This is a genomic window from Pseudoalteromonas sp. APC 3358 (genome assembly GCF_030408075.1).
In the GTDB taxonomy this organism is placed as follows: Bacteria; Pseudomonadota; Gammaproteobacteria; order Enterobacterales; family Alteromonadaceae; genus Pseudoalteromonas; species Pseudoalteromonas arctica.
In genome coordinates, this window is sequence record NZ_JASDCE010000003.1 from 363990 (window position 1) to 390491 (window position 26502).

Below are 26502 nucleotides of genomic sequence, written 5' to 3' on the forward strand. Positions count from 1 at the left end.
ATGAAACGACTTTTTTTAATCTGCTTAGGCCTATTTTTTAGTGTAAGTAGCTTGGCAGCCCAAGAAGGCCGCTTTGTGCAAAAAGACAATATTTTTCCACGCGTCGAAATCGTAACGACGATGGGCAGTATTGTTGTTGAACTGGACCGTTCAAAAGCACCCATTACGGTCAATAACTTTTTAACTTACGTGTCAGATAAGAGCTATCAAGGCAGTGTTTTTCATCGTATTGAGCGCGATGTAGAAAACGACCGCGACTTTGTTATTCAAGGTGGTGGTTACGATAAAGATTACGACGGCTTACACGAAAACGATCCTATTTTTAATGAAAGTGGCAATGGTTTAAAAAATGATATGTACAGCATTGCTATGGCGTATCAAGACCGTGAACCGCACTCAGGAACACGCCAATTCTTTTTTAATATGGATAACAACGATCACTTAAACCCAGGTAAAGATTGGGGATTCGCTGTATTTGGTAATGTAATGGATGGCTACGATACCCTTGATAAGATCATGGCTGTTGAAACAGGGTTTAATGAAAAGATTGGTTACGATTTTGTTCCTAAAAAACCGGTGATCATCTTAAATATTAAAATGCTTGAACAAGTTCCACTGTAATTTATTTAAGAGCAGCTTAGCTGCTCTGCATCAAAGCCAATGAAGGCCCTATGAGCAAATCTCTCTCTATTAGCGAATATTTTTCTTACTTTAAAGACAAACGCTTAATCCATATTTTTATATTTGGTATGAGTAGCGGCTTTCCGTGGGTATTAATTGGCTCTGTTATGTCGGCTTGGCTAAAGGATGAAGGCCTAAGCCGCAGCATGATTGGCCTATTCGGCATTGTATTTGGCGCTTACAGTATCAATTTTTTATGGTCACCGCTCATTGACCGTACAAAACTCCCTATTTTATATAAATGGCTAGGCCAACGTCGCAGCTGGATACTATTGTGCCAGAGCTTTATTTTTATTGGCACCTTATTATTAGCTGGGCTTGATTTAAAAGCTAATTTAGCAATTGTTGCTGCGATTTGTTTGTTAATCGCCATTGCTTCTGCAACGCAAGACATTGCTATTGATGCATTCAGAATAGATACACTTAAAGCAAACGAATCTCACAAAGCAACAGCGGCAGCCGCTATGGCAACATCTGGTTGGTGGACAGGTTATGCGCTTTTAGGTGCAATTCCATTTTATATGGCTGATATCCCCTCGCTCGACTGGCCACAAATTTATTACTTTTTAGCTGCTGTAATGCTGCTGCTAATGAGTGGAGCATTGTTTGCAAAAGAACCTGAATCAAATAGAGAAGCGGTACATGCCGAGCTTGAACGTGTGTACCTTGAAAAACTGTCCTCTACAAAACAAACCCCTCTTACAAAAACTGTTGCGTGGCTCGCGGTAACCGTTATTGATCCCTTTAGAGCTTTTTTTACTAAAAATGGTGTTAAAACGGCACTGGCATTACTTGCGTTTATTTTCTTATTTAAAATAGGCGAAGCGTTTTTAGGGCGAATGTCGATTGTTTTTTATAAAGAAATTGGTTTTAGCAATAGCGATATAGCTACATTTTCAAAGGTAGGTACTGCCGTACTTACAATCATATTCACCTTTGTTGGCAGTTTATTTAATCAAAAATATGGCATTGTTAAGGGTTTATTTGTCAGTGGCATTGCGATGGCGGCCTCAAACTTAGCCTTTTCGTGGATTGCTTTAGTTGGCCCTGATTTAAGACTGTATGCCTTTGCTATTGTTATTGATGGGTTTACGCAAGCATGGTCGCTGGTCGCTATGGTGGCCTTTATATCGATGTTATGCGATAGAGCATTTAGTGCAACACACTATGCATTACTGGCGTCATTAGGGAATTTAGGACGAACGTTACTTTCGAGCTACAGTGGTGTAGTAATTGATGATTGGTTAATGGGAAATTGGTCGCTGTTCTTTGTTTTAACAGCCTTGATGGTTATACCTTCGCTGATATTTTTATACCTGATTAGGCATAAATTATATGAGCTTGAGAAAAATTATCATAAAAATATTTAATGCATCCCTGCATTAACATATTGCTTAGCACTATCAAGTGCCCCTTAAAGTGTACTAAGCAATGTTTGAGTTAATCTACTTTTAGCAAGCTAAGTGCTTCATGTGGATCAACTTCTAGAGCTGTACAATAACGAACAAACTCAATCACATCTAAACGGCGTTCTTGATTTTCAATCTTGCCGATAAACGAATGAGGCGTTCCCAGCACTTGTGCTAGGCTTCGCATTGTATGACCCTTTTCGTGGCGCTTACTTTTAAGCCACTTTGTTAGCTTTGCATTTTCTTCAGAAGAAACTGTTTTGCCCATCATTTTACATCTCCTACTAGATGATTTGACGTACCTATTAAAGCAGTAGTCTCTATCAATAGCTGTAGGCAAGTAAGCAGTCATACCATATTTTCAATAGCAAGCTATTGCTTAACAAAGCATGTGTTGCTACTCACTCCACCAATATAGCTAAAAAACTACGCTAATAATGTGGTAAAGATTTGTTTTTATTGAGAATGAAATTTTGCCCGTCTCATTCTTGGATACATTATATACTATTAACACTTTGGTTAAATAACTAATTACATACTCGGTACAAATATGAACACGAGTGAATATTTATAAACGCTGAATATTGACCTAAGTACTCAAAAAGTATTAATAAATTAATTTCTAGTTATAAAATATTTAAATGAATTTTTATAACAATGTTGTTCCAATTTATCGTCACATGTTTATGATTAAGCAATAATTAGCACCAAAAAGGCCGAATAATGTTCAGACTTCTTTTTTTATTACCGATTGTGTTGTGCTTTGGTTGGTACTTTTTTTTGCGCCACAACGGCGTACCAATTAAGCAAGGCAAAAAAGGCTTCATATACATTTTAGCGTTTTCTGCTTTTGTACTTGGCTTTTTTGTATTGATAATGCAAATAACCGAATATGCCCCAACCGATTTGTAGGCATTAAAAAAGCCGCAAAAGCGGCTTCATTCTATTTAGCGTTTGGCTGTTAAACGCTAAAGCTTGCACCACAACCACAGGTTGTTGTTGCATTAGGATTAGATACAAAAAAGCGTGCGCCTTCTAATCCTTCAGTGTAATCAACTTCACCGTCAACCAAATATTGAATGCTCATTGGATCGATAACGAGTGTTACACCATTTTTTACAATTTCTAAATCGCCAGGATTCGCTTTTTCATCAAAAGTAAAACCATATTGAAAACCAGAACAACCACCACCTGTTACATAAACACGCAGTTTTAAATCTGGATTTTCTTCTTCGTCGATTAACTGTTTAACGCGAACAGCAGCTGCATCGCTGAACTTAATTGGTAATTCTTCAGACATTTTAAAACCCTCAATATCGCAATGGCGTGATTATCTAATACCCGAGTGTTTTAATCAAGTATAGTAAAACAACTCTTTACTCTAAGTTATACCTATAAATTAGTAAAAAAGTGGCTAAACATTAGCTCACTAAAATAATACTTAAGCAAACTAAAAGCGACCCTTGTAAACTATAAATTCATTAAAAATTTTAGTTATAAAAAATAGGTCTTAATCTTTACTGCAAATTGTTAATATAAGTTACGAAAAATTCAAAATCACAAGGACTTAACTAAACTCTTTTGCTAAAATGCTGCTGAAAAATGCGGCGAGGAAATAATGCATGTGGCTTGAGCAACTCAGGCGTCGACTGGCAAAACCTAAAACATCTGTACAATTATGCTTATTAGGCGTAGTTGCCGGATTAATTGCTGCATTTTTTATTATTTTATTTCGCTTAACTATTTTGTTTTTTCAAAGCTTATTTTTGGAAACACCTGACGACTTTACTACCCTACCCACTCTTGAACGCGTTTTAATGCCATTAATAGCCGCATTTTTAATTGCGTGCTTTGCTGCATTTACTGGCTTTAAACATTACCGTTTAGGCATTCCTTTTGTTATTCATCGTATTAAACGCCATTACGGGCAAATGCCTTTATACAATACGGTTAATCAATTTGTTGGTGGCGCACTTGCACTCATTAGCGGTTTTTCGGTTGGCCGAGAAGGGCCTTCCGTACATATGGGCGCAACAGGTGCGAGTATTTTAGCGGATAAACTACATTTACCGCATAACGCCATGCGTACTTTAAGTGGTTGCGGCGTTGCAGCAGGTATAGCCGCTTCGTTTAATACCCCACTTGCAGCCGTTATTTTTGTAATGGAAGTGGTACTTCGAGAATATAAAGTACACATATTTGTGCCAATCATGCTTGCTGCTGTTACTGGTGCACTCGCTACGCAGTTTGTTTTTGGTGAAGGCTCTGAACTTGCACTCATTACAATAGCGCCATTAAGTGGTTGGCATTACCCGTATTTAATATTATGCGGTATGGCGCTGGGCGCTATAGCATTTAGCTTTAATCAAAATTTAATGCTAATTATTAAAACATTTAAACCTTTAAGTATGTTTCCTCGTTTACTAATCGCAGGCTGTATTGCCAGTTTAATAGCTTACGCGGTGCCTCATGCTATGGGTTCTGGTATGAGTGCGATTACTATCGCGGTTGAATCGCCTGATAACGTAAAGCTGCTTACTACCATTTTAATCGCTAAACTACTTGCCACATTGTTTGCTATTGGTTTGGGTATTCCGGGCGGTTTAATTGGTCCGGTAATTGGACTTGGCGTATTAATTGGTACACTAATGGCCTTTTTTGCTCAATATATTAGCCCGGGTACTGATATTGCGGGTACGTATGGGGTTTTAGGTATGGCTGGATTATTAGCGGCTACACTGCATGCACCACTTGCTGCATTAACAACAGTAATGGAGCTTACATCATCACCTGAAATAATCGTTCCTGCGATGATAGTTATAACCACTGCATATGTAACTGCATTACAATTTTTTGGAAATCGCTCCATATTTTTGCAGCAATTAGATTTTCAGGGATTGCCGTACCATGTATCTCCCGCTACCGAAGCATTACAAAAAGTGGGAATAATGGATGATATGGATGAAGACTTTAAATTGCTTTATTCAGACGATAAAGAGCAAATAAAAAATACGCTTGATGCCATGGATAGCCAAACACCCTTGATTGTTTTTGACGAAGAAAATGGCTATCGCCTCGCTGAATATGATTTAACGCTAATGTCTGATGAAGCAATAAATATAAACTACATTAGCTTGCAGGGAATCAGCAGCCAAGCCACCCTAGCCGATGCATTCGATATACTAAAAGATAAAAGAAGTGGCGCGCTTTACGTTTATAACCTTTTAGATAATCAACAAATTATGGGGCTATTACGCTGGGATCAAATTCATCATATTTTAACCATTCGTAACAGCTTACTTTAAGCAATAAGGACTATTATGAGCGCATTATTGATTTATAAAACACTCCACATATTTTTTATGATTGCGTGGTTTGCCGGTATTTTTTACTTGCCTCGATTATTTGTATATCACGCAATGAGCGAAGAAAGATCATGTAACTCTATGCTTAAAGTTATGGAGCGCAGGTTACTTTATTTCGTAACCCCATTTGCTGTTTTAACGGCTGTATTTGGTGTGTTAACCATTGTTGAATATGGTCGTGATTGGTTTAAATACAGTATGTGGCTACATTACAAACTTGTACTGGTAATTATTTTATACCTATACCACGGCTACTGTTTTAAGTTATTAAGTGACTTTAAACATGACCGAAACACTAAAACAGACCGCTTTTACCGTATTTTTAATGAGCTCCCTGTTATTGCGCTGCTCATCATTGTGGCACTTGCGGTAATAAAACCTAATTTATAAGCGTTTCGGTGCATGTTAAACTGCGCTGCAATTTACAATACTTGCTATAACACGCGCGATTGCGTGCTCCATTTATGGATTATCGCGCCCATTTGATTGATTAGGAATTACCCCATGTTAAGTTTCCAAGGCGAACATATACTGTCTGTAAATCAGCTAGACAGAGACTGCATTGAACGTATTTTTGCAGTAGCTAAAAAAATGGAGCCTTATGCTAAAAAACAAAAGCAAACAACGGTGCTTAAAGGCGCTATTTTAGCTAATTTGTTTTTTGAACCAAGTACTCGCACGCGAGTTAGCTTTGGTACAGCCTTTAACTTACTAGGCGGTGGTGTACGTGAAACTACAGGTATGCAAAGCTCAGCGCTTGCAAAAGGTGAATCACTTTACGATACCGCGCGCGTTATTTCAGCTTACGCCGATGCTGTTGCTATGCGCCACCCCGATGCAGGCTCAGTAAGTGAATTTGCTGATGGCTGTACTGTGCCAGTTATTAATGGCGGCGACGGCCCAAATGAGCACCCGACTCAAGCATTACTTGATTTATTAACCATTGAGCGTGAATTACACCGTTTTGATCAAAATATTGATGGCATGCATATAGCGCTTGTGGGTGATTTAAAATATGGTCGCACAGTGCATTCTCTATCAAAGCTATTGTGCCATTATAAAAACGTAAAGTTTTCGATGGTCGCGCCTGATGGCCTACAAATGCCAACGAGCATTTTAGATGCCGTAGAAAATGCAGGACACAAAATTGAGCTAGTAAACAAGATGGAAGGTAATTTAGCCGCCGATATTGTCTACCAAACACGTATTCAAGAAGAGCGTTTTCCTTCACAAGAAGAAGCAAATAAATACCGTGGCGGTTTTAGAATTAGCCAATCTATTTACAGCGCTCATTGCAAACCTAACTCTGTGTTAATGCATCCGTTACCACGTGATAGTCGCTTAGAAGCCAACGAGCTTGATAACGACTTAAACAGTAACGACAATTTAGCAATATTCCGCCAAGTACAAAATGGCGTATTAATTCGTATGGCACTGTTTGCTTTAACACTCGGCGTAGAAAATAAAGTCGATAAGTATGAAGTGGACGTACCTTGGTTTAGCCGCAAACGCGACAGCTAAACCCTCTTTAAGTGACAATTTATAGGATTTTTCATGACAATTAGCCAAGACTTATTTGAACGCGCTCAAGCCTCTATTCCAGGTGGCGTAAACTCGCCAGTTCGTGCTTTTAATGGTGTAGGCGGTACGCCGCTATTTATTACAAAAGCAGAAGGCGCGTTTACATTTGATGCCGACGGTAATCGTTACATTGATTATGTTGGCTCTTGGGGGCCTATGATCATGGGCCATAACCACCCTGCAATTAAACAAGCCGTGCACGAAGCAGTCGAAAATGGCCTTAGCTATGGTGCGCCAACTGAAGCCGAAATATTAATGGCTGAAAAAGTAAAAGAGCTGGTTCCATCAATCGAAAAAGTACGCATGGTTAGCTCAGGCACTGAAGCAACGATGAGTGCAATTCGTTTAGCACGTGGCTTTACCGGCCGCGATAAAATATTAAAATTTGAAGGTTGTTACCACGGCCATGCTGACTCGTTATTAGTTAAGGCAGGCTCTGGTGCACTAACAATGGGCGTACCTAATTCTCCTGGTATTCCTGAGGACTTTGCTAAGCATACACTTACTGTATCGTTTAATAACCTAGATGAAGTAAAAGCTATTTTTGCAAAATACGCTGACGAAATTGCCTGTATTATTGTAGAGCCAGTAGCTGGTAACATGAACTGCATTCCACCAGTGCAAGGCTTTTTAGAAGGTTTGCGTGATGTGTGTGACGAATATAAGTCAGTACTTATTTTTGATGAAGTAATGACGGGTTTTCGTGTTGCACTTGGCGGTGCACAAGCGTATTACAACATTAAACCAGACCTTACGTGTTTAGGTAAAGTCATTGGCGGCGGCATGCCCGTTGGCGCGTTTGGTGGTAAAACCGAAATAATGGATTACATTGCGCCTGTGGGCCCTGTTTACCAAGCGGGTACTCTTTCTGGTAACCCTATTGCGATGGCTGCAGGTTTAAAATCACTTGAGCTATTATGTGAGCCAGGTCTACACGATAAGTTAGAAGCAACGTCTAAAGCAATTTGTGAAGGCTTTGAAGCGGGCGCTAAAAAAGCAGGCATTGCATTAACAACTAATTATGCTGGCGGCATGTATGGATTCTTTTTTACTGATGCTGAAAAAGTAACGACATACAAACAAGCTACTGAATGCGACCTAGAGCGCTTCAAACGTTTTTTCCACCTTATGCTTGAAGAAGGTGTGTACCTTGCTCCATCAGCATTTGAAGCTGGTTTTGTATGTGCTGCGCATACTGAGCAAGAAGTAAAAGAAACAATAGCGGCAGCAGAACGCTCGTTTGCTAAACTTTAAGTTAAAATTACTTTTTATATTTTATAAGCGCTTGTTTTTACAGTGTGTAATTAAGACTAAAGATTGAAAAAAGCCCGAAAGGGCTTTTTTTATTTGTAAAGTACTATAAATGAATGATAATTAAGCATAACAAGGTCTATTCACCTTTACCCTAATTACAAAAATACAAGAGAGCCTTATGTCAGGATTACGCCAATTTTCTTTTCCCGCTATCCAGCTAATGGCAAATTTAAAATACAAAACTAAAATCAGCTTAATGTTTGGAATTTTACTCGTTCCTCTTGCACTTAGTTTGTTTTTTTTAGTCTCATTATTAAGTGAAAGTATCGCTGTTTCAAAAATGCAGCAACAAGGTTTAAAAGGCTACAGGTCAATACTCTCAAATCAAATGCAGGGGGAAGCAAATCAAAATATAAAAATAGCTCGCTCACTCGGTTTTGATATAAAAGACGATCAAGCAAATGATGTACTTGAACTTGTTTCTATTCAGTCTAACTTAGCATTAGATAGTCAGTTAGCTAGTGCTTATGTAAACCGCTCTTTAGTCACGCCAATTCCTGCACTTATAATGCAAATAAACTCGACAGCGCAAAGCGCAAACACTGTTTTGGCAAGTAATCGTTTTACGCCAGATACGTTTATAGCACTTTCAAATTTTAGTAAGTCACTTCCTTTATACGAAAAACAACTCGATAAAATACTCAATGTAGCCACCAATGCAGATAAATCAGTAAATAAAGCGCTCATGCCCTCGTTAGATAATTTACACAGTGCTGTTGGTGCATTTAAAAAAGCGATAGATGAAAAACTACTTGAGCCAGACGATATTTTGTTAACTCAATCAGAATTTACTAAACTAACAAACAATGTTCACAGCAGTATTAATCAACTTGTTAGTAAGAGTATTCCAACGCTTGAGAGCCTTATTGAAGCAAAACTGCAAACTCAACAGTGGACTCGAAATCTTGTTTTAGCCGCTTCATTGATTAGTTTGTTATTTGCATTTTATTTAATGATTGGTTTTTATTTTGCAGTTGTTGATACTATTAATCGCTTTGCTGATGCCGCTAACAGAGCCGCGAATGGCGACTTAAATGCCACTATCGATTCGAGTACTAATGATGAAATGGGAATTATTGCATCGCGCTACAATGCATTACTTAATGCATTTTCACATTTATTATTTGATGTTAAAGCAAGTACAGAAGAGCTATGCGGCGCAACTAAATCGCTATCACATGCGAGTAGCCAAACAAGCAATGATGTTTCAAAACAGCAAATTCGAGTAAATGCCATTTATAATGCACTCAGCGAAATGGCTCAAAACGCACTTGCTGTTGAAGAGTCAGCGCATCAAGCAACGCTTACTGCGCAAGATGCTGCTGCGCATGTAAAGCAAGGTTCTGACAATACAATGGAGCTTGCTAAATATATGCAAGATCTACAAATTGAATTTGCAGAGAGCCAACAAGCGCTCGATAAGCTAGCACAAGATAGCCAAGAAATTAGCAAAGTAAGTAAAGGTATTAGTGAGATAGCCGATCAAACAAACTTGCTTGCACTCAATGCCGCTATTGAAGCTGCACGAGCTGGCGAACATGGTCGAGGCTTTGCCGTTGTAGCTGATGAAGTAAGAACTCTTGCTCAGCGTACACAAACACAAACCCAAGAAATACATCAAATTATTAGCTCCTTACAACAAGCATCTGACGACACTCAGCAAAAAATGCGCTCAAGTGTTGAAAAAATGGAGCAATCAGTAAAAGCAGCCAATCAAACCAATGAAGTATTGCAAAGCGCAGAGCAAAGTATGGGCGACATTAAACATCAAGGTGAAGTTATTGCAGAGCGTGTTAAACAGCAGTCAAATGCGACAACACAGGCATTGAATGATTCGCAAGAGGTGAGCAATTTAGCAGATCAAACGCTAACATCAGCTCAATCAACGCTGCAAGATGCACAGCAGCTAAGTCGCTTATCTAATGATTTAACCAAATCAATGCAGTTTTTTAAATCTTAAGCGTTAACTACAACTTACAACAAAGCCGCTAAATAAGCGGCTTTGTTGTTTAAAGTAATCTTAAATTAACGAATACATTGTGGTCTTGGCTCGAACTCACTCGCTCTAAGCGGTAGCTGAATCACCTTGCCACATCCTGGTGGTGCCTGCTTACCCGTTTGCTCATTTACAAATGCCCAGCGTATTGATGGCGGACGCGTATCGGCTATTGCTTGTGGATTAAGTGGCTTTAAGTAGCGAATATATGCTTCTAATGCACCTACGCTGCCCGTTAAACCCGTGCTTTTGTTGTCGTCTCGACCAAGCCAAGCTACCGTCACTGTATTTTGATCAAAGCCTGCAAACCAACTATCACGTAAATCGTTACTAGTGCCAGTTTTGCCTGCAAGTTGGATTGATGGGAAGTGTAAATTTAAGCGTTTAGCAGTGCCGTCTTTCGTTACGCGTTTCATCGCGTATTTAGTCATATACATTGCAGATTTATCAAAACGAGGCTCTGCATTTACTTTATGCTTATAAAGTACTTTACCAACCGAGTCAGTTAATGCCGAAATTGCAGTAAGCTTTTTATATTCGCCATCTGCAGCAATTGTCGTATAAAGCTGAGCAACTTCAAAACTCGACATTTCAACAGCCCCTAAAAGCAACGATGGGTATTCGTTTATCGCCCCTTTAGCGCCTAATCCTTTTAGTGTTTTCGCGACTTTATCAACACCTACATCGAGGCCTAAATTAACCGCTGGAATATTAATACTGTTACTAAATGCTTTATAAAGAGGGATTGCTCCACGGTATTTATGATCAAAATTTTCTGGTTGCCACACTTTTCCCTGCTCATTTGTAACCTGTACTGGCGAGTCATCAAGCAAAGTAGCTAAATTATAATGTGGTAATTGCAATGCGCTTAAATACACAGCCGGTTTTACCAGCGAGCCAATATTACGCTTTGTATCTAAAACACGGTTAAACCCTGAATAACGAACATCGCGCCCTGCAACAAGTGCAGATACACCGCCCTTTTCTACATTAACAGAGATCATGGCTGCTTCTAGTTTTTCGGTTCTAGGACGATTTTCCAGGTACGGTAAGCTCTTTTCAATAGACTCTTCCATTGCTGTTTGCTTTTGTAAGTCAAAATAAGTAAATACTCTTACGCCTGCATCAAGTGTTTGCTGATCTGGCAATAATTCATTTAGTTCTCTGTTTACTAACTCTAAATAGCCTGGATATGATTTTTGTAAACTCGCTTTCATTGGCGCAATATCAATTGGGCGATTAAGCGATGCACGGTACTCTTTTGTGCTAAGTAGCTTGTTTTCAACCATAAGGCGAAGCACTAAGTCTCGGCGCTCCATTGTGCGCTCTTTATAGCGACGTGGATTGTAATAAGATGGACCTTTAACCATTGCCACCAGCAAAGCAATTTGATCGTACTCAAGCTCATCTACCGGCTTTGAAAAGTAAAAGTCAGCAGCAAGCCCCATACCGTGCACACCTTGGTTGTATGACTGCCCTAGGTATACTTCATTTAAGTAAGCTTCTAATATCTGATCTTTTGAATAACGATAATCTAAAATAAGGGCAATAAAGGCCTCATTTATTTTTCGTACTAAAGAACGCTCACGTGTTAGGTAAATATTTTTAGCTAACTGCTGGGTAAGCGTACTGCCACCTTGAACGGTGCGCCCCGCTTTAATATTAGAATAAAGCGCGCGTAAAATAGAAAACACTGATACACCATGATGTTCGTAAAAATCACGATCTTCAACCACCAATAACGTATCTTTTAGCATTGCTGGAAACTTATCTAGTGGTACAAATTCTCTATCTTGTTTAGAGTCATTACCAATACGCGCTATTTGCACAGGCTCTAGACGAGCTGAATTTAAACGCCTACCAAACTTATCTTTAATGGTCGCAACTTTTTGCCCTGCAAAGCGAAGTTCAATAATATGTGATTCTTCAAGGCCATCATAAAATTCAAAATCACGACGATAAATCTTGATGCTATCAGCTGTTTTAACAAACTGCCCTGTGCGGCTTAATCTATTAACCGATGAATAATTTAAACGCTCTAGCTCAAACACTACTTCCTGGCTTGATAAAAATTGCCCCGGATAAAACTCCATAGAACGAGCATACACTTGCGCTGGAAGTTGCCATTTATTACCTTCAAATATACGCGTTGTTTTTGAATCTAAATAAATGAAGTACATTGCCATTGCAATAAAAACAGCCAAGCTTAGTTTCCAAAACACTGACCATGTTTTTCTCATAAAAGAGCGTTTAACAGTGGTTTGCACTGTTTTTTTACTGCTCTTTGAGGTGCTTTTTTTTGTTGTGCTTGACGATTTACTTGCACGTTTAGCTGCAGGTTTACTGGTAGGTGTTTTTTTATTGTCGGCCATTTAAGTGTAATTTATTCCAAGGGTTATTCACGAGTGTGAGCTTAGCATATTGGATATATCCTAACATCCGAAAAGTTAACCCCCCCTGAAACAAAAAAAGCCCTACCGAAGTAGGGCTTTGTGTAAACACACTATTATTTAAATAAACTATTAGCTATTTCGAACAGAAACAAACTCTGGGTAGGCTTCAATACCACAATCGTGTTGATCCATACCGTTTAGTTCTTCTTCTTCGGTTACTCGTATACCCATTGTTTTGTTAAGCACAGTCCAAACAATAAATGATGCTACAAATACAAAGGCAAGAATACATACTAGACCCGTTAACTGATTAACAAAGCTTGCGTCACCATTGGTTAGCGGTACTAACATAATACCTAATGCGCCACACGTACCATGAACAGAGATAGCACCCACTGGATCGTCAATCTTAACTTTATCAAGTGCTATGATACTAAATATAACAAGTGCACCACCAAGTAGACCAAGTAGACATGCCATTAATGGTGATGGAGATAGAGGGTCTGCTGTTATAACAACTAAGCCAGCTAATGCACCATTTAAGACCATTGTTAAATCTGATTTACCCCAAAGTACTTTACATACAAACAGTGCTGCAATAGCACCCATTGCAGCTGCTGCATTGGTGTTAAGTAATATTTGGCCTACTGCAGTTGCGTTTTCTTTATCCGAAAGTAGTAATTGAGAACCACCGTTAAAGCCAAACCAACCCATCCATAAAATAAATGTACCTAGTGTAGCAAGTGGTAAGTTTGAACCTGGAATTGGGTATATTTCACCGTTCTTACCATATTTACCTTTACGAGCACCTAGGATTAATACACCAGCTAGTGCAGCTGCTGCACCTGCGCCATGCACAATTGCAGAACCTGCAAAATCAACAAAGCCCATTTCAGATAAGAAACCACCACCCCATGTCCAGTAACCTTCAATAGGGTAAATAAAACCAGTTAGTACTACAGCAAAACCTAGGAAAGCCCACAGTTTCATACGCTCAGCAACAGCACCCGATACAATCGACATAGCGGTTGCAACAAATACTACTTGGAAGAAAAAGTCAGATTCTAAAGAATGGTCAGCATCGGCAGCTTGTGTACCAATTAAAGCGCCTATTGAAGGAATAAAACCACCTTCGGCATTGTCTACATACATAATGTTGTAGCCAACTAATAAAAACATCGTACATGCAATTGAATATAGCGCGACATTTTTAGTTAAAATTTCAGCTGTGTTTTTAGAGCGAACTAAGCCAGCCTCTAACATGGCAAAACCTGCTGCCATCCACATTACTAATATACCTGATATTAAAAAATAGAAGGTATCGAGTGAAAACTTTAGTTCTATTATTGTATTTTCCATGAGACCCCCTTAAATTGCTTCTTCGTCAAGTTCGCCAGTACGGATACGAACAATTTGATCCAAGTCGTACACAAAAATTTTACCGTCACCAATTTTACCTGTTGATGCAATTTTAGTGATTGCTTCAACAACGCGTTGACAATTTTCAGTACGAGTTGCAATTTCAAGTTTGATCTTAGGAATAAAATCTACTTGGTATTCTGCACCACGATATAACTCGGTATGACCTCGTTGACGTCCAAAACCTTTAACATCAACTACTGTCATCCCCTCAATTCCTAAATCAGCGAGTGCTTCACGCACGTCGTCTAATTTAAATGGTTTTATGATTGCACTAATCATTTTCATAGCGGCCCCCTCGGACTCTTTATTGTTATCTTATTGAGTTAAACAATCCAACCTTTGTGCCACTATTTTATATCAATTAAAAACAGCTACTTAGTAACAAACACAAACTCAAGATTAAAAAAAACGCACCAATTAGGTGCGTTAATTTAACAAGTCAGCTACATTGGTGCGTGCTATATCTCTATATATTTATCACGTACCTAGCTTTGTTTAAGAAGGTTTATACCACGCAGTTTCTGCCTTGGTTTTTAGCTTCGTATAATGCTTTGTCAGCAACACGCATAGCCTGCGTTAGACTAGTGTCTTGAAAGTCAGCCAAGCCTATACTGGTGGTAATTTTAATTGATTTATCGCTAATAGAAAAATCGTAACTAGCCATCTTTTTCCTAAATGCTTCAAAGTATTCACGACCACGTTCTAGCTCTATTTCAGGTAATATTATGGCAAACTCTTCTCCGCCAACCCGTGCAACCGTAAACTTTGAAAACGTAGATCGTATTAATGAACCAACCTGCTTTAAAGCCTGATCGCCGCCTTCATGGCCTAATGTATCGTTAATGTTTTTGAAAAAATCGATATCAAGCAATGCCAAAGTATTTTTCTGGTTTTTACTTTTAAGGAGCTTTTCTGCATATTGATAAAAGTAGCGTCGGTTATGAAGCCCTGTTAAGTGATCCCTATGTGCGCTTTCTTTAATATCTGAAATTAACGACAGTTGCTCCATTGTTTGAAGTACTCGACAATGAAACTCTTCATTCATAAATGGCTTTGTTAAAAAGTCATTGGCGCCATATTTAATAAATCGTGCTGATAGGCCATGCTTCCCCGCGCCCGACAAGCCAATAATTGCTAAGTCGTCTCGGCCTCTAAAATTACGTACCGCTTTGACAAGTTCAAAGCCATCCATAGAGGGCATAGCGTAGTCGGTCATAAGTAGCTTTATATCAGGGTTAGCTTTTAATATTTCGAGTGCTTGTTGTCCATTGTGGGCATCTGTTACATCAAACAATTGCTTTTCTAGCATTTGCTTCATTAACGAGCGACTTAGTAATGAGTCATCTGCTATTAGTGCTTTACAGCCTTGATTTCTGAGTAATTGCGCAACGAGCTTAACGGCATAATGGTAAGAATCGCGATTATCTTTAATAACATAATCAACTACGCCCAATTCAAGCATTTGTTGGCGCTTGTACTCATCTATTTTTGAGGTTAAAACAACCGTAGGAATTTTTTTAGATAAAGTATATTTTGCAACTTCACCGTGCGGAGCATCTGGCAAAGTTAAATCAACTAACGCAAGCGTATAGTCGTATTTTTCTACGAACGTAGCGCATTCTGCTAAAGACCAAGCAAAATCAATTGCTACATCAAGGTATTGTGCAGTTAAGTGGCGAAGCACCTGCTGCACTACTTTACTGTCTTCAACCACTAATACTCTTTGCATAAAGCTTCTCTTTACCTTTAATTAATTTTGTAACAAAACGACAAATACAACGCTATTACTGCAATAGCATTAGTCATAAACATCCGGTGTAGAGTGCACTTATGTGCTTGAAAGCGTAATCCATTAGATTTTTTTGGTGATAGCTTGTATATAAAATCAATACAAGTAGGCCCGCAATATACCTGAATTCTGTGATTAACTAAATAAAGAAACCAAATCCCAAATAACTATAAAAGTGGTTAGCACGCGTCTCTAAGCGCATTAATACCTTACTTAACTAGTATTATCGGCCACTAGTCTCAATACTTTTGTTATTTAACTCATTAATGTCTTTAATGGTGTATCAACAATAATAAGGACACCTAATGAAGCTTAGTCGTATTATCAGTTTACCGATAACCGTTATTGCATTAATAATCAGTACAAGCACGCTTGCCGATAACCAACGTCGTATTGATGTAGACAGCAAAGTTGTTACTCAACATAAAGCTAAAATCAACGGTCAACGCTTTAATTACACCGTTGCCACAGGCACACAACCTGTATGGGATGATAAAGGCGACGCGGTTGCGACATTGCAATACACCTACTACACACGCGACAAAGTTGACGACAGGACAACTCGTCCATTACTCATTTCGTTTAATGGCGGGCCAGGTTCGGCTTCTGTATGGATGCACCTTGCTTATACTGGCCCTCGCGTATTAAAAATTGATGACGAAGGCTATCCAATTCAACCTTATGGCGTAAAAGACAACCCATATTCTGTACTTGATATTGCCGACATTGTTTACGTAAACCCTGTAAATACAGGCTACTCTCGCGTACTTGAAAACGAAAAAGGCGAACTTCCTTCTAAAGCAAAACAAAAAGAGCTATTTTTTGGTGTTAATGCCGATATTAAATACCTTGCTGAGTGGTTAAATACTTTTGTAAATAGAGCACAGCGCTGGCGATCGCCTAAATTTTTAATTGGTGAAAGCTACGGTACAACACGTGTATCGGGTCTTGCTCATGAGCTTCAAAATAGTCAATGGATGTACATAAACGGTGTTGTTCTCGTATCACCTACTGATATTGGTATTAAGCGCGACGGCCCGATTAAAGCCGCTAACCGCCTACCTTACTTTGCAGCGACTGCTTGGTATCACAAAGCACTTAAAGCCGATTTACAAGCTAAAGATCTAGATGAGTTATTACCTGAAGTTGAAGAGTTTACTGTAAACGAGTTAATCCCAGCGCTTGCTAAGGGTGGCTTTATTAATGCTGAAGAAAAACGTCGAATTATTACAAAAATGGCACACTACGCTGGCTTATCAGAAATGTTTGTTGAACAAAATAACTTGGATATTCCAACTCAATTTTTCTGGAAAGAGCTACTACGTGAACGTGGTCAAACTGTGGGTCGCTTAGATTCTCGTTATTTAGGAATAGATAAACGAGGCGCGGGTGAATCCCCAGACTACTGGGCTGAACTTACCTCTTGGTTACACTCTTTCACTCCTGCAATTAATCACTACTTACGTGAAGAGCTAAACTATAAAACAGATGTAAAATATAATTTATTTGGTAATGTTCACCCATGGGATAGAACCGGTAATAATACGGGCGAAAATCTACGTTTGGCAATGGCGCAAAACCCTTACTTAAACGTGATGATTCAATCAGGATACTTTGATGGTGCAACCAATTACTTTGACGCTAAATATACGTTATGGCAATTAGACCCAAGCGGTAAAATGAAAGACCGTTTGAGCTTTAAAGGCTACAGAAGTGGGCATATGATGTACCTTCGCCACGCTGACTTAGAAAGCTCTAATAACGATTTACGTGACTTTATACAGGACGCTTTACCTAAGAAAGGAGAAGCGGCTAAATACTAAAATATTTAAAACATAAAATGGCTCTTTATGAGCCATTTTTTATGTGCGTTTTTCATATCGTAAACAATAGCTTTTAAGTTGCGTTACTACATCGTTAAAGCATACTTCAAGCTGCTGTATATATTCACCTTTAACTATTTCACTCTCTGCATGTGTTTCTATCTGCTGGCATATATTTGCCAACTCAATAGCCCCCACAGACTTTGAAGACGATTTTAATGCATGGGCCTGAAAAGCCAAATCAACATAATTTTTACTCTTAGCATACGCATTAGCTAATTTAATTTGCTCCCCTGCCGTTTGTAAAAACGCATTAAACACCATGCAGTGCACAGTAGGATCATCACCAAGCATTGCTTTTAATAACGTGATATCTAGTTGATCAAAACTATCTGAAGCTATATTTTCACTATCAGGTTTTTCTGATCGCGTGTTGACCACTGTTTGAGAGTGCTCCATCAATAACGACTTTAATTTAACAAGCTCAATGGGCTTGGTTAAAAAGCCGTTCATTCCACAATCATAACAATTATCTATATTGTTTTTGGTAATGTTGGCCGTAATTGCAATTATAATAAGTTTATCAAAATGAGTGTTTTCGCGTATTTTTTTGGCTAACCCTAACCCATCTAGTAAAGGCATTTGAATGTCGGTTAGTAAAATATCGAAGTGTTTATTTTGCAGAGTTTCCCAGGCTTGTTCCCCGTTACTTACAAAAGTAGAACACACTCCAAGCATGGTTAATTGCTGCCTTAATACTTGCTGATTTGTAACCTGATCCTCTGCTACTAAAACCTCAAGCGTAGGAAGAGTTACTGTATCTAAACTTTGAAGTGTTATTTGAGGAGATTGCACTTGTGCTGGCAAATCAGTTTGATCAAAGCTGTTAAAGTTTAGTGTAAAACAAGAACCTTTGTGCTGCTCACTTTGCGCGCTTAAAGAACCCTGCATACGCTCTACCAGCTGCTTAGTTATCACTAAACCAATACCCGTACCGTTTACTTTACTGGTTTCAGCTCCTAAACGGTCAAAAGGTTTAAATAAGCGAGAAATATCATCTGGAGCAAATCCACATCCGGTATCTATTACATCTATTTCGCATTGTTTATTACTTAACACCCGGCAATTTATATTAATGCTGCCATTTGGTTTGTTGTATTTAATCGCATTTGAAAGCAAGTTAAGCATCACTTGTTTAAAGCGGCGCTGATCAATGTAAATACTCAACCCTTCTAAGGACTCGAAACCTTGGGTATGCAGTGTTATTGATTGCCCTTTAACAAGCTCAGTGACAAGCTCTACTGACTCCTCTAATATGCTTTTAATAGGCACATAAGAAAAACTAAACTGCATATTACCCGACTCAATAGCCGTTAAATCAAGTACATCGTCTATAAGTAATAGTAAATGTTCTCCAGCTTGATAAATGCTTTTCGCGTTTTCTTTTTGTACTTTATTAGCACTCTCATCATATCCATACAGCTGGGCTAAGCCTAAAATTGCATTTAATGGGGTTCTTAATTCGTGGCTCATACTGGCCATAAAATCTGACTTTGCTTTACTTGCTGACTCAGCTTGAATTCGTAATACATTTAATTTTTGATGGTTATTAGCAACCTCATCAACCATGTTATTAAATGCACTTATTACACTGCCCACTTCGTTTTGTTGTTGTTTATCTATGTGGCAGTCAAAGTCACCTTTGGCTAAACGTGAAAACCCCTGTTTTAAAGTCCTTAAAGGCGACGTAACCCTGTAATCCACCAGCCAAGCTAAACCTATAAAAACGATAACTAAAATAATAAATTGTATATATATTAAGGTGTAATGAAGTTTTGAAGATTCGTTTATTTCATTCGTAAAATTAACAACCAAGCTAATATTAGCCAGCGGTTTATCTAAAAACACCACCTGCTGAGATAACAACATGTCACCGTTTTCATTTGCTCCAATCCAGTTTTCAAGCGGGTATAATTGGTTATTTGAATCCACATCAACAATTTTAATACTTTTCCAATTAGGGCGAGTTTGGAGTTGGCTGTCTATTTCTTCATACAGCTCTGCATACTGCCTAGTTAACAACGGAGTCGTTATAGAAGTCGATAACTGCGCTAAAGAACGCTGAGCAGCCTTTGAAAGCCCATCGTTTACCCAACGCGCTTGCTCAGGTAAGGCGTAAAACATAAAAAGACAGGCCATAAGCAAGCCACAAAGCGATACAACAATAAAGCTTTGTGCCCTCAGACTACGAAACCCTCTAATTTTCAACATAAAATGAGCGCAAGCCCCACTGAGTTAACTGCTGATACTCTGCTAAAGTTGCAATACTAGGTTTAATAATTGGGATACCTGCAAGTAAATGTTTATGCTCTGGGCTTTGCCCAATATCTAAAATAGCTTGTTGCACTTTTAACTGTATTGCAGGGTCAACCCTTGGGTGGACTACAATTGGATGGCGACTAATTTCACGCGTTTTATAAAGAATTTTAAGCTTATTTTGCAAGCTTTCTGGTTGTTGTTTAAATGTGCCCATTACACCACCGCCCGCCATTGTTGAATGCAGTGCTACATTTAAATATACCGAAGGGTGGGTTTGTACATATACAGGCTTTATTGTTAGCCCATACAACAACGCTAAGTCGGCTCTCATTAATAATGACGCACCTAATGCATTAGGTGCAGGGAATGCTATTTCGGCGCCCTCTAGTTGGCTTAAATTATCAATATTACTGTCTTTGTTTACGAGCAAAATACCTTGCAGCTTTCGCCCTGCATCTTTTATTAGTGGCAAATATCCCTGCTTTTCATATGCTACAACACTGTGCCATGGATTCATGTATGCAAAGTCGTACTCGCCATTAGCAAAGGCTTTTTCAAAAACAGGAATAGACTCAACTGTAATTAGCTTTATTGATACCCCTGTTTGCTTACTTACTTGCTTTAACAAAGGTTGCCAAATAGCATTTAGCTTTTGCGGCTCATATTGCGGCACTACACCAAAAGTATATTCTTGAGCCAATAAGAGTGAGCTGTGCATCAAACATAATATAGCCACTAAATACTTCATCAATTCTCCAAATAATAGCGTGTCATTATTGTTTAAGCGTAGTTAAAGACTACTCAACACACCATAAAATTATTATATATTCGATATTTAGCACTGACCGGCTTTGATTACAGGTAGTTTTGGAGTGTATTTTTATGTGTGAGCATACGATGTAAATTAATAAAGATGTTGTAAGTACTTTTTAGGCCGGCTTTATTGATTAGCCAAGTAGGGATTGATCCATGAGGCAAAGCTGGTTGGTATTTTGCTCATCTGCGCTTTTATTTCAAAAATATTATCACTGTGGCTTTGATAATACACACTTACGCCATTTTTGTTTTTATACAAATGCCATGTTGGCTCAGCGTAAGTGTTAAAACTAACTAATAAAAGAATAACGAATAAGCACTTTTGTAACTGAATTTCATTACAAAAGCGCATCATTTATTTTTGCCAGTAAGGTTCTATGTCAAATGAAGCAAGGCGACTTTGCTCCATCGCACTAACCAGATATTCAGACTTTTGTTCAAGCCATGACTGGATTTTAGCAAGCTGTTCGTCTTCTTGCCCAGCACATAACTGCTTTAAATACTCAAGCGTACTTAACTCATAAATACCATGAGAAATATCAAGCCAAGGCAATCTAAACTCTAGGCGTTCCTCTTTATCAAATAACGATCCTAAGCAATTACCGCTCAGTAAACTATTTTCAAGCTGAGTGCGCAGGTTTAAATACGAAGCGACATCGAGTGTTTGTTCTTTAGGCAGTAATTCGTGCAGGTTTTTCCAGTCTTTATTAAAAAGCCTACTCGCAATGGACGACACGTTTTGCTCAGCCGCTTGAAGCTCTATTTGCCCCCAATCTTTACGCCACTGTTTATCAATTAACCACGTAGTTAACGACAGTAATAAACGATTATAACGCGCGCTATGAAACAGTGCATTTATATCGTCAATACTTGGCTGTAACTCTTTTAAGTCACCGATGACTTGAGTAAGTGCTGGAGCAGCATTAATTTTTTTATAAAAAGCATGGCGTTTAGACGTGTACGTTTTTAATTGAATCGCGTTTTCTACCCACGCTAATTCGCTTAATAACCATTTAAGCTCTGTACGTAAATGTTCTGTACTTTCTTTGGATACTATATCGTCGTACAGCCAAAAAGTATGGCGTATTAGGCTAATGCCGTCAGTTACGCGTTTAAGCGTTTTTAAACTTGGCTTATCGAAATAGCATTGCTCATGCTTTTGCACAAAGCGAATGCCAAAGTTCATGGCTTCAACTAAAGCACGCTCTTGGGTAGTCGACTTTGGTAATTGAACAAAACCAATAGATTTGCTTGGTGTTAAAGGTTTTTCATCTGCAAGGCGATAACCACGCGCGGCCTTAGAGTATAATCCTAAACGGATACAGTTCTGGCTAACCAGTACATCTGCAAACGCAAACAACTCATTACGACTGCCCTCAACAAGCTCAATTTCAAGCTCGCTAATAATTTCAATTTTACCCGAAGCCGCAATTTCACCTTTATCGAGTACAACTTCAATTTTAGCGCCACTTTCGGTTTCAATTAACCAAGTACGACGAATAAAGTTAGTACTAAATATTGGATACAAGTTTTTTGAGATTGCGCTTATTTGCATGCCATGAGGCCAAATATCAGCATCAAACGCCATTAAATTAGGGCGACTTGATTCAATTGGTAAATTGTACTCTGGACGTTGGTGTAAACCACCTACAACTTCACCTGCAAGCTTTATAGTTTGCTCGCATTCGCTGTCAGAACAGCGAGTTCTAAAGCCTATGTCAAGCGCTCTAAGCTCTCGGCTTGGCGTGTCGTAGTATGCATTTTGTAAGCTGCGTGACGGTTTATTCTTCACCGTTTTTGCAAATTGAGTAATTAACGAGGGGATCAGTGGAATAACGGCATCTGATACCAAAAATTTCAGTTCTATCTCAGTATCCATTCGGTTTGCGGATTACCTTTAAAATAAATAAGTGCTCAAAATAAACAAAGCACACTAACAATGCAAATTTTTTAGCCTTATTTTAGTGCCTGTTGACCTTTGTGGATTAAAATTCGTTCTATCTAGAGGCAATTTAATCGCGGGGCGAGGTTTGTAACCTAGTGGGCTAGGTAACTGCTACTGGGTTACAATATCAGTCTTGCTATTGAGCTATTTAATCCATACTATCTAACTACTTATGTGAAATGAAAATCACGTTCATAACGGACGCAGTTAGATCAACAAGGTAGATAAATGCTAAAACATTGTTTATTAGGGCTACTTTTAACAGCCACCACATTTATGAGTTATGCAGAAGAAGCAAAACCTGCAAATTCAACTAATGCAAACACCGCTTATATTATCGATAATTTATATACTTTTATGCGCTCTGGTGCGAGTAAGAATTATCGACTACTCGGCTCTGTAGATGCTGGAACAAAGTTAACCTTGTTATCTGCTGAAGAAAACGGCTTTATAAAAATTAAAGATGATAAAGACCGCGAAGGTTGGATAGAAACTAAGTTTGTTACCAAAACGGCAGGCTTACACCAACAGTACAAAACACTAAGTAGCGAAATGAGTACTATGCAAGAAAACCTGCGCCAAGCTCAAATAGAACTTCCGCAGCTACAAGAGCAAAACCAAACTTTAACTGATCAAAACCTGCAGTTATCGGCCCAAATAACTAAGCTTAAAACAACGCTAGAGCAAGAGCGCACCCAAAAAGAAGCTGCTAGCTCAAAAGAGAAACGTCAGCTACTTACTTACGGTGGTGCTATTGCGTTTTTAGGCCTGTTTTTAGGTATTATATTAACGATAGTGTTGTCACGTCGTAAACGCTATGAAGGTTGGGCATAACCCCCTCTTTCTATAGAATACAAAAAGCCGCTTTATAGCGGCTTTTTATTCTCTGTATTTTCATGCAGTTCGAGTTTTGGTGCACTCATACCTTTGAGTAACCGACCAAATATATCAGCGCCAGTAATAATGCGCTTCACATCACTCCACACTAACACCACGTCGTGATCAATGGCCCCATCAAACGATTTATCTAAAGAATGACTAGCCCGTATTTTTAAAATAACTTCACTCAGGCGCATCGCTTCATCAGCAACAATAATAGGTCTGTGACAATAATGATAAGGGTCGAACGTCTCTGGTTCAAACAAGGCCGAACGTAAAAAGCCGTCAGCATCTACCACTAATAAAGGCCAACCGTCTTCATTGGTAATGATCACCCAGTTATAACCTGACTTATGTAGTTTTCGTAAAAACTCATTATCAGTCGTTAATGTAAGGTCTGGGAAAATAGGCAAATCAAGCTTAGTAGGCAAAGCAATAATAGAGTCTGGATCAATTACTTCACCCTCTTTGGTTACGCTTATTTCATCTAAGCTAAAAAAGTTAAGCGCGCCTATTCCCTCAACGTGCTGAACATCAGCCTCTTCTGCTTCTATGTGTTTGCGAATAATACCTCTGAGCTCACTTTCAGCAAAGTACGTAATCCCCTCTTTACCTAACCATGCATCGAGAATTAAAGCCGTTGGCTTAGCAACTACATAAAACAGAATCTGATAAAACTTAATTAGCGGCGAAAGTAGGCTCGCCATTTTTAGCGCATTACGCGAAAAATAAGCCTGCGGTGTTATTTCACCAATAATAGTAATTGCAATAGTTGAGAATAAAAACGAACTTGCGCCCATTAATACCGAATCAGAAAGTAGTGTAAGTAGTACGTTAATACCTACGTTGCCCCACAAAATAGTCGATAATAAAAAGTTAGAGTCGTTTCGAAGGGCCATCACTTTTATGGCCGCCTCGTTCCCTTTTGCACTTTCCATTTCGAGCTGAAGCCTACTTAGTGAAAAAAACGCTAAGTTTAAGCCCGAAAATATTGCCGATTGTGAAATACACAAAGCAATTGCACACCAAATCATGACTTCAAAGGTCATTGTATTTTCCTGTTAGTAATACCAATTCACTTAATTAAGCGAATTGGTATAAGGCTTATAAAAGCAATAAACTGCCTAAACCTAAAAAGGTAACAAACCCAACAATATCGGTAACGGTAGTTAAAATTACCGAACCAGATAACGCAGGATCAATTTTCATTTTGTCTAAAATAGACGGAATAACAACACCTGCTAGTGACGCGGCCACTAAATTCAATAATATGGCTACCGTAATCGTAATACTAAGCATTAAGTCGTTAAACCATAAAAAGGTAAGTAGGCCTATTACAAACGCCCATACCAAGCCATTTACAGCGCCAACACGCAGCTCTTTTTTAAGCAACGCATTACGGTTTGAATCTGTAACCTGTCCAAGCGCTAAACCACGTACAATAACGGTTAATGTTTGACTACCTGCGATCCCGCCCATAGAAGCAACCACTGGCATTAATACAGCTAGTGCTACAACCTGTTCTATAGTTGCGCCAAATAAACCGATGAACCAAGACGCTAAAAAGGCAGTAGCTAAGTTAATACCTAACCATATACCACGGTTTTTAGCACTTTTTCGCACACTTGCGAACAGGTCTTCGTCTTCACGTAAACCACCGGCTTTAGCGGCAGCTTCATCAGCAATTTCTTGGCGTAATTCATACGCTGAGGCAATGGTTAATCGCCCAAGTAATTTGTTATCAGCATTAACCACTGGCAGTGCCATTTTTTCACTGTGGATCACCACTTCTGCCGCTTCATATAAATCATCATCAGCATGGAGCGATGAAAAGTCATGATTTGCCAATGTCATTAAGTTATCGGTGTCGCTGGCTTTTATTAAATCATTTACCGCAACCTCACCTATTAAGCTGCCCTTACGGCTTACCAAATAAATAACCTCACTGTATTGCGGTAAACCTTTATGTAGCAATTTTTTAGCGCCACCGGCAGTTAGCTTCTCTGATACTTTTAAAAAGTCAAAACCTAACCAGTGACCAAGTTGTTCTGGCGGGTATTGCTGCGCTAAATCATATTGTTTGGTTTGCGCTTCATCGAGTTGCTTTTTTGCATACTCAACAAATCGCTCTGGTATAACTTCTTCAAGTTCCAGTAGCTCTTCTACATTAACTTCATCAAGAAGTTTAAAAGCCTCAGTGTCTTCTAGTGTTTGCAGCAACCACAAGCAACTATCTTCACTTAAATTAACAAAAATTTCGTGTTGCGTGTCTTCGTCAAGCAACTGCCAAATTTCAAGTCGTTGTTCTTTTGGTATCGCCTCAAAAAGTAATGACAGGTGCTCTGTTGAAAGCGTTAACTGCGCATCTGCTAATAATTTATTTTTGCGTTCTGTTGTATCGCATTGCAATAAATCATTTATGAGCTGTGGAAGTTGGTCTACCGGATACTCAATCATCTTAAAACCTTAAAATTTAAAAGCGCACATTATTTATAGTCTACTTGAACAATAAAAAATTGCAGAAAAAACGTGAACTTATTAAGCATGCGCAAGCTATTTTTGCGCATTGTATGGGCAAACTAAATGCAGTACTAATATTTATTTTAAAAAATTAAAAAAACAGTAAAAGGAATTGTTTTTGAGGGATTAAACAACAAGTAAGCAAACCAAAGGGATTACTTATAATAAAAAAAATCCCATATTAGCTAGGCTAATATGGGCAAAATCACACAATGAATTAGGTGTTTTTAAATTACGGTTTGTGCTTTAA

Annotated in this window: 22 protein-coding genes; 10 read left to right on the forward strand and 12 right to left on the reverse strand. The window is 38.7% G+C overall.

Going from position 1 to position 26502, the window contains the following annotated elements; translation table 11 throughout:
* Both QL995_RS06785 and QL995_RS06790 read left to right on the forward strand, forming a co-directional pair.
* Entirely contained in the window at window positions 1-621 is a 621-nt protein-coding gene (locus tag QL995_RS06785; RefSeq protein WP_010555196.1) for a peptidylprolyl isomerase, read from the forward strand.
* Window positions 622-671: 50 nt separating this feature from the next.
* Window positions 672-2051 (forward strand): MFS transporter, encoded by a 1380-nt coding sequence (locus tag QL995_RS06790; RefSeq protein ID WP_010555197.1) that lies wholly within the window; start codon window positions 672-674, stop codon window positions 2049-2051.
* A 70-nt stretch (window positions 2052-2121) separates the two neighbouring features.
* Here the strand turns inward: QL995_RS06790 and QL995_RS06795 are convergent, their stop codons facing one another.
* Window positions 2122-2361 (reverse strand): helix-turn-helix transcriptional regulator, encoded by a 240-nt coding sequence (locus QL995_RS06795; protein WP_007584874.1) that lies wholly within the window; start codon window positions 2359-2361, stop codon window positions 2122-2124.
* Window positions 2362-2813: 452 nt separating this feature from the next.
* Between QL995_RS06795 and QL995_RS06800 the strand changes: the two genes are divergently transcribed.
* Entirely contained in the window at window positions 2814-3002 is a 189-nt protein-coding gene (locus QL995_RS06800; RefSeq protein WP_290293809.1) for a hypothetical protein, read from the forward strand.
* Between the two features lie 49 nt (window positions 3003-3051).
* On the opposite strand, the gene erpA is transcribed toward QL995_RS06800, so the two are convergent.
* The gene (erpA, locus tag QL995_RS06805; protein WP_002958911.1) at window positions 3052-3390 is read right to left on the reverse strand and encodes an iron-sulfur cluster insertion protein ErpA; all 339 of its coding nucleotides are present in this window, start codon (window positions 3388-3390) and stop codon (window positions 3052-3054) included.
* 322 nt (window positions 3391-3712) lie between these two features.
* Here erpA and QL995_RS06810 point away from each other — a divergent pair, with 322 nt between their 5' ends.
* From QL995_RS06810 to QL995_RS06830, 5 genes are all read left to right on the forward strand, one after another.
* Window positions 3713-5395, forward strand: coding sequence for a chloride channel protein (locus QL995_RS06810; RefSeq protein ID WP_007584866.1), 1683 nt, complete (start codon window positions 3713-3715; stop codon window positions 5393-5395).
* 15 nt (window positions 5396-5410) lie between these two features.
* Complete coding sequence (locus QL995_RS06815) at window positions 5411-5845, forward strand: CopD family protein (protein ID WP_007584864.1); 435 nt, start codon at window positions 5411-5413, stop codon at window positions 5843-5845.
* A 114-nt stretch (window positions 5846-5959) separates the two neighbouring features.
* Entirely contained in the window at window positions 5960-6976 is a 1017-nt protein-coding gene (locus tag QL995_RS06820) for an aspartate carbamoyltransferase (protein ID WP_007584862.1), read from the forward strand.
* Between the two features lie 33 nt (window positions 6977-7009).
* Window positions 7010-8290, forward strand: a complete 1281-nt coding sequence (gene hemL / locus QL995_RS06825) for a glutamate-1-semialdehyde 2,1-aminomutase (RefSeq protein ID WP_010555199.1) — start codon at window positions 7010-7012, stop codon at window positions 8288-8290.
* 178 nt (window positions 8291-8468) lie between these two features.
* Window positions 8469-10310 (forward strand): methyl-accepting chemotaxis protein, encoded by a 1842-nt coding sequence (locus QL995_RS06830; protein WP_007584858.1) that lies wholly within the window; start codon window positions 8469-8471, stop codon window positions 10308-10310.
* A 65-nt stretch (window positions 10311-10375) separates the two neighbouring features.
* Here QL995_RS06830 and mrcB read toward each other — a convergent pair whose 3' ends face one another.
* The 4 genes from mrcB to QL995_RS06850 form a co-directional block, all read right to left on the reverse strand.
* Complete coding sequence (gene mrcB, locus QL995_RS06835) at window positions 10376-12718, reverse strand: penicillin-binding protein 1B (protein ID WP_290293810.1); 2343 nt, start codon at window positions 12716-12718, stop codon at window positions 10376-10378.
* 150 nt (window positions 12719-12868) lie between these two features.
* The gene (locus tag QL995_RS06840) at window positions 12869-14098 is read right to left on the reverse strand and encodes an ammonium transporter (RefSeq protein WP_010555509.1); all 1230 of its coding nucleotides are present in this window, start codon (window positions 14096-14098) and stop codon (window positions 12869-12871) included.
* Between the two features lie 9 nt (window positions 14099-14107).
* Window positions 14108-14446: a P-II family nitrogen regulator gene (locus QL995_RS06845; protein ID WP_004587162.1), complete on the reverse strand. Its 339-nt coding sequence runs from the start codon at window positions 14444-14446 to the stop codon at window positions 14108-14110.
* Window positions 14447-14666: 220 nt separating this feature from the next.
* On the reverse strand, window positions 14667-15890 hold the full coding sequence (locus QL995_RS06850; RefSeq protein WP_290293811.1) for a diguanylate cyclase: 1224 nt from the start codon (window positions 15888-15890) through the stop codon (window positions 14667-14669).
* Window positions 15891-16255: 365 nt separating this feature from the next.
* Between QL995_RS06850 and QL995_RS06855 the strand changes: the two genes are divergently transcribed.
* Complete coding sequence (locus QL995_RS06855) at window positions 16256-17773, forward strand: carboxypeptidase (RefSeq protein WP_290293812.1); 1518 nt, start codon at window positions 16256-16258, stop codon at window positions 17771-17773.
* Between the two features lie 39 nt (window positions 17774-17812).
* Here QL995_RS06855 and QL995_RS06860 read toward each other — a convergent pair whose 3' ends face one another.
* The 4 genes from QL995_RS06860 to QL995_RS06875 form a co-directional block, all read right to left on the reverse strand.
* The gene (locus tag QL995_RS06860; protein WP_290293813.1) at window positions 17813-19957 is read right to left on the reverse strand and encodes an ATP-binding protein; all 2145 of its coding nucleotides are present in this window, start codon (window positions 19955-19957) and stop codon (window positions 17813-17815) included.
* 73 nt (window positions 19958-20030) lie between these two features.
* Window positions 20031-20840 (reverse strand): phosphate/phosphite/phosphonate ABC transporter substrate-binding protein, encoded by an 810-nt coding sequence (locus QL995_RS06865; protein ID WP_165728470.1) that lies wholly within the window; start codon window positions 20838-20840, stop codon window positions 20031-20033.
* Window positions 20841-21032: 192 nt separating this feature from the next.
* On the reverse strand, window positions 21033-21263 hold the full coding sequence (locus tag QL995_RS06870) for a hypothetical protein (protein ID WP_290293814.1): 231 nt from the start codon (window positions 21261-21263) through the stop codon (window positions 21033-21035).
* Window positions 21264-22787 (reverse strand): CYTH and CHAD domain-containing protein, encoded by a 1524-nt coding sequence (locus tag QL995_RS06875; RefSeq protein ID WP_007584831.1) that lies wholly within the window; start codon window positions 22785-22787, stop codon window positions 21264-21266.
* Between the two features lie 294 nt (window positions 22788-23081).
* Between QL995_RS06875 and QL995_RS06880 the strand changes: the two genes are divergently transcribed.
* Window positions 23082-23687, forward strand: coding sequence for a TIGR04211 family SH3 domain-containing protein (locus QL995_RS06880; protein WP_007584830.1), 606 nt, complete (start codon window positions 23082-23084; stop codon window positions 23685-23687).
* A 32-nt stretch (window positions 23688-23719) separates the two neighbouring features.
* Here the strand turns inward: QL995_RS06880 and QL995_RS06885 are convergent, their stop codons facing one another.
* The gene (locus QL995_RS06885; RefSeq protein ID WP_007584829.1) at window positions 23720-24781 is read right to left on the reverse strand and encodes a CNNM domain-containing protein; all 1062 of its coding nucleotides are present in this window, start codon (window positions 24779-24781) and stop codon (window positions 23720-23722) included.
* A gap of 55 nt (window positions 24782-24836) precedes the next feature.
* Window positions 24837-26189, reverse strand: a complete 1353-nt coding sequence (locus tag QL995_RS06890; protein WP_007584828.1) for a magnesium transporter — start codon at window positions 26187-26189, stop codon at window positions 24837-24839.
* Between the last annotated feature and the right edge of the window lie 313 nt (window positions 26190-26502).

Bases quoted from the DNA above. Each gene is read 5' to 3' on its own strand.
- QL995_RS06785 (WP_010555196.1), top strand. From the start codon at position 1: ATGAAACGACTTTTTTTAATCTGCTTAGGCCTATTTTTTAGTGTAAGT.
- QL995_RS06790 (WP_010555197.1), top strand. From the start codon at position 672: ATGAGCAAATCTCTCTCTATTAGCGAATATTTTTCTTACTTTAAAGAC.
- QL995_RS06795 (WP_007584874.1), bottom strand. From the start codon at position 2,361: ATGATGGGCAAAACAGTTTCTTCTGAAGAAAATGCAAAGCTAACAAAG.
- QL995_RS06800 (WP_290293809.1), top strand. From the start codon at position 2,814: ATGTTCAGACTTCTTTTTTTATTACCGATTGTGTTGTGCTTTGGTTGG.
- erpA (WP_002958911.1), bottom strand. From the start codon at position 3,390: ATGTCTGAAGAATTACCAATTAAGTTCAGCGATGCAGCTGCTGTTCGC.
- QL995_RS06810 (WP_007584866.1), top strand. From the start codon at position 3,713: ATGTGGCTTGAGCAACTCAGGCGTCGACTGGCAAAACCTAAAACATCT.
- QL995_RS06815 (WP_007584864.1), top strand. From the start codon at position 5,411: ATGAGCGCATTATTGATTTATAAAACACTCCACATATTTTTTATGATT.
- QL995_RS06820 (WP_007584862.1), top strand. From the start codon at position 5,960: ATGTTAAGTTTCCAAGGCGAACATATACTGTCTGTAAATCAGCTAGAC.
- hemL (WP_010555199.1), top strand. From the start codon at position 7,010: ATGACAATTAGCCAAGACTTATTTGAACGCGCTCAAGCCTCTATTCCA.
- QL995_RS06830 (WP_007584858.1), top strand. From the start codon at position 8,469: ATGTCAGGATTACGCCAATTTTCTTTTCCCGCTATCCAGCTAATGGCA.
- mrcB (WP_290293810.1), bottom strand. From the start codon at position 12,718: ATGGCCGACAATAAAAAAACACCTACCAGTAAACCTGCAGCTAAACGT.
- QL995_RS06840 (WP_010555509.1), bottom strand. From the start codon at position 14,098: ATGGAAAATACAATAATAGAACTAAAGTTTTCACTCGATACCTTCTAT.
- QL995_RS06845 (WP_004587162.1), bottom strand. From the start codon at position 14,446: ATGAAAATGATTAGTGCAATCATAAAACCATTTAAATTAGACGACGTG.
- QL995_RS06850 (WP_290293811.1), bottom strand. From the start codon at position 15,890: ATGCAAAGAGTATTAGTGGTTGAAGACAGTAAAGTAGTGCAGCAGGTG.
- QL995_RS06855 (WP_290293812.1), top strand. From the start codon at position 16,256: ATGAAGCTTAGTCGTATTATCAGTTTACCGATAACCGTTATTGCATTA.
- QL995_RS06860 (WP_290293813.1), bottom strand. From the start codon at position 19,957: ATGTTTTACGCCTTACCTGAGCAAGCGCGTTGGGTAAACGATGGGCTT.
- QL995_RS06865 (WP_165728470.1), bottom strand. From the start codon at position 20,840: ATGAAGTATTTAGTGGCTATATTATGTTTGATGCACAGCTCACTCTTA.
- QL995_RS06870 (WP_290293814.1), bottom strand. From the start codon at position 21,263: ATGATGCGCTTTTGTAATGAAATTCAGTTACAAAAGTGCTTATTCGTT.
- QL995_RS06875 (WP_007584831.1), bottom strand. From the start codon at position 22,787: ATGGATACTGAGATAGAACTGAAATTTTTGGTATCAGATGCCGTTATT.
- QL995_RS06880 (WP_007584830.1), top strand. From the start codon at position 23,082: ATGCTAAAACATTGTTTATTAGGGCTACTTTTAACAGCCACCACATTT.
- QL995_RS06885 (WP_007584829.1), bottom strand. From the start codon at position 24,781: ATGACCTTTGAAGTCATGATTTGGTGTGCAATTGCTTTGTGTATTTCA.
- QL995_RS06890 (WP_007584828.1), bottom strand. From the start codon at position 26,189: ATGATTGAGTATCCGGTAGACCAACTTCCACAGCTCATAAATGATTTA.